Here is a 3,030-nt window from a genome sequence, read left to right on the forward strand (position 1 = left end):
AAACTAAATCTCAAACTTTTACAATTGAAGGACCATAAATGTGAACGACCATGAATGATTTTGACCACTTACAATCTGTCTATCGCCTACTTCACAATCAGGAAGTTAATCAATTATTTCGCGATGTTGATGTGCCGGAAATAATTGAAGATATCCGCAACGTTCCCAGCGAGGTTAGTTTAAAAAAAGCTGGCTTGGTTAAGGATAATGATAGTGCTTCAGTTGTCAACTTAAGAATAGAACTGTTTAACAAGTTAAATAAAGGAAACCAAGTATTTAGCGAATCTTTTCGTCACTCAACTCGCCGCCGTCACAAGCCGCAAATTACATTGTGGTTTGTAGAAGACTTGAGCGATGTAGCTGAAGGGTTTAATCCTATTGATGGCAGAATCAGCTTTCGGTTGATGGACGCTGGTTCTGACAACGATATTTCTGAATCCCAAGCACGCAGTTACGCCAATCGCATCAAATCTAATTTTGGCTCTAGCGAGGGATTTATTTGGAAAAAAGGTAAAGATATGGTGTCTTATTGCGATTGGGAAATGGGTTACCAATTGCAATTACTTTGCCGAAATAAAGATGAAGGCAAACGAGTTATAGAAAAGGTCTTAGAAGTTCAAAACCATACTCCCGAATGGGGAAACATGAATTACATCGCCAATGAAGAACCTAACGAACGCTATCCTACCTTGCCGCCATCTAAACCCGTTCTGGGTAGGTTGCAAAGAATGCCAAGGGAACGACCAATCGCTGATGTGAGGTTTGTCCTTAGCACTCTAATCATCAGGGGAATGCAGCAACCCCTAATTCTCTACGGACGCGGCGGCTATTCCGGTCGCGGATTGATCGACTAGCTGTAACTTCTAAAAAACCACATGAACGGTTTAACCCTTCCTGTCTTAAAAAACCAGTTTAATTCTGGTTATTTTGGATTTATTCCAAATATTTGAGCAATAAAGTTTATGGGCCGCATACTCACTGCTGCCGAACTTGAAGAAAGAGCGCGTATAGCAAGACGTAGGGAACAACTTCGGGCACAGCGCACTCGCGAAGCTAACCGACCGTATCGCGCACGACCGCCTAGAACTACGTACTTTGTTCACTCCGTTACTAGACCCAACACTATTCTTACCGTCTCTGCTTCCGAGCGTTCTATTGCTGCAATCGGTGGTCTTGCGGCAATTAACGGGTTAGCGACAGCACCAGGAAACAGCGCGCCGTTAAGTGCTAGAACTGCCGGAATACCTTTAGCAACAATCAATTGGTACTTTGGCGATGCAAACCCAGAGCCTCAACGCACTCCTTGGGATACCAGGTGGATTCGCTACTACGATGCTACGGGTGGACAATCGCACTTTAGAGTTCCGGTAGGCATAGCCACTACAAGTGAAGGTTTGGACGATTTAATACTTTTGTTTACTTCGCTTTTTAACGGGGCACAAGGGCAAACTAGGTTGGGCGAAAACGGACGGGCTTACTTGGCAATTGGACGACAATCAATTGCCTCTATGACTGTTTAATTATCGATGAGTTCTTTCAATGACGTAGATTTATCGAACAGCGACTTTTGGGAGGTAGAACACTTTGAAATTGTTTTAGCACAATTGCATCCAGAGCATGGGCGGTTAGCAATTCCAGATTTCGATGTTCCTGTATTTCGCCGCAGTCGGATTATGGCAGCACGATTTCACAATCCAGTTGCTAAGCCTTGGTGGAAATTAGGCTGTTATTTGAATCAATCAATTGCTGCACCGGCTGCGCTCGATCCTTCAGGAGCGGTACAAGTAGCTAGTTGGCGAATACCGCTGTACCAACATGCAACCAATAAAAAGCAGTTGGTGTTTTTCCCCGCTCTAACTCCTAGAACTTGGAAACTAACAGCTTCTGTTCCTCGCTGGCACCAGCAAGCTCACATCACCGTGTGGCGATACACGGGAGAGCTGCCGCCACCTTTCTGGGAGACAATTAGTGTAATTGATAGCAAAACTAATCAAATACTAGAAAGACTTTCAAGTGGAAATCCCTAGCAAGTATGAATTGATTGTTAAATAAATTATGCAAGAGTTAGAAGAGTTTGATCAAGCTTATGGAACAATTCCAAAAGTTAGGCTGGTTACTCAATCTAACTACGATTCTTTAATTAAATCACTTCAAGATTACCAGCAACCAAAAACTTAGCGATCTAAAAATATGGCTTTATTTAACATCGCACCTCAAGCAACTCCTTCAGCTATTACCAGTGCAGGTGCTTGTACTCACTCAACTGCTTCTGTAACTAACACCGTTGCTAGCGCTTTAGTGGCTAACGCCAACCGCAAGCGAGCAATGCTATTTAATCCTCCCAGTGCAACGACTACTGTGGTGCTTGGCTTTGATAGTACCGTGACTGCAACTACGGGAGTACCGCTTGCACCCGGACAAGGGTGGGTGGAAGAAGGCCCGATAATTCATACGGGTGCGTTTCACGCTCTCACCTCTTCCGGTACTGGTTTGCTACTCTGCTTTGATTGGAGTTAGCGATGGCGATTGTTGGCTTTGGCGCAATCACTCCCGTTACTGTTGTTGGCGGTAGCTTCACCCCAGTGAGTTTATCGGGAGTCGCCTTTACCGCAGGCAACTGGAACGGAGATACGCCGGGAAATTTGGGAGCGATCGCTGACGGCAATACCGCAACTGCAACTACTTGGGGCAGAACTTATGGCGGTGGCAACAAAGGGTGGATTCAGGCAGATTTTGGACAAACTTTAAATCGGGTGTATCTGGAAGTTTTAATTGGCTTGCGGATGAACGCAGGGTGGGATGGAGGGGAGGCTAACTGGACGGTTGAGGCTTCGTCTAATACTCAATTTTTTCTGCCCCTGTGGCAAGCCATTCGGATTAAACCCACTTCTAACGAGCGGGTTTTGCTGTTAAACCTGTGGGGAGGGTTTAGATACTTACGTGTTTCGACAGAAGATGTGGGTGCGGGGCAAACGGAACTTCGCTGGTATGACCTGCGGGCATGGCAGATGAATTTATAGCTGGGGATTC

Annotated in this window: 6 protein-coding genes; all 6 read left to right on the top strand. The window is 45.3% G+C overall.

From position 1 onward, the window contains the following. Window positions 1-50 precede the first annotated feature (50 nt). Window positions 51-854 (top strand): hypothetical protein, encoded by an 804-nt coding sequence (locus ACE1CM_RS11495; protein WP_374877603.1) that lies wholly within the window; start codon window positions 51-53, stop codon window positions 852-854. A 108-nt stretch (window positions 855-962) separates the two neighbouring features. After that, window positions 963-1,520: a hypothetical protein gene (locus ACE1CM_RS11500; RefSeq protein ID WP_374877604.1), complete on the top strand. Its 558-nt coding sequence runs from the start codon at window positions 963-965 to the stop codon at window positions 1,518-1,520. A 6-nt stretch (window positions 1,521-1,526) separates the two neighbouring features. Continuing rightward, a complete protein-coding gene (locus ACE1CM_RS11505; protein WP_374877606.1) occupies window positions 1,527-2,027 on the top strand; it encodes a hypothetical protein in 501 nt (166 codons plus the stop codon). Between the two features lie 28 nt (window positions 2,028-2,055). Continuing rightward, entirely contained in the window at window positions 2,056-2,178 is a 123-nt protein-coding gene (locus ACE1CM_RS11510; RefSeq protein ID WP_374877608.1) for a hypothetical protein, read from the top strand. 12 nt (window positions 2,179-2,190) lie between these two features. Beyond that, entirely contained in the window at window positions 2,191-2,517 is a 327-nt protein-coding gene (locus ACE1CM_RS11515) for a hypothetical protein (protein WP_374877609.1), read from the top strand. A 2-nt stretch (window positions 2,518-2,519) separates the two neighbouring features. Beyond that, window positions 2,520-3,020 (top strand): hypothetical protein, encoded by a 501-nt coding sequence (locus ACE1CM_RS11520; RefSeq protein ID WP_374877611.1) that lies wholly within the window; start codon window positions 2,520-2,522, stop codon window positions 3,018-3,020. The last annotated feature ends 10 nt before the right edge of the window (window positions 3,021-3,030 follow it).

The sequence above is a fragment of the Microseira sp. BLCC-F43 genome (genome assembly GCF_041929235.1).
Lineage (GTDB): Bacteria > Cyanobacteriota > Cyanobacteriia > Cyanobacteriales > Aerosakkonemataceae > Microseira.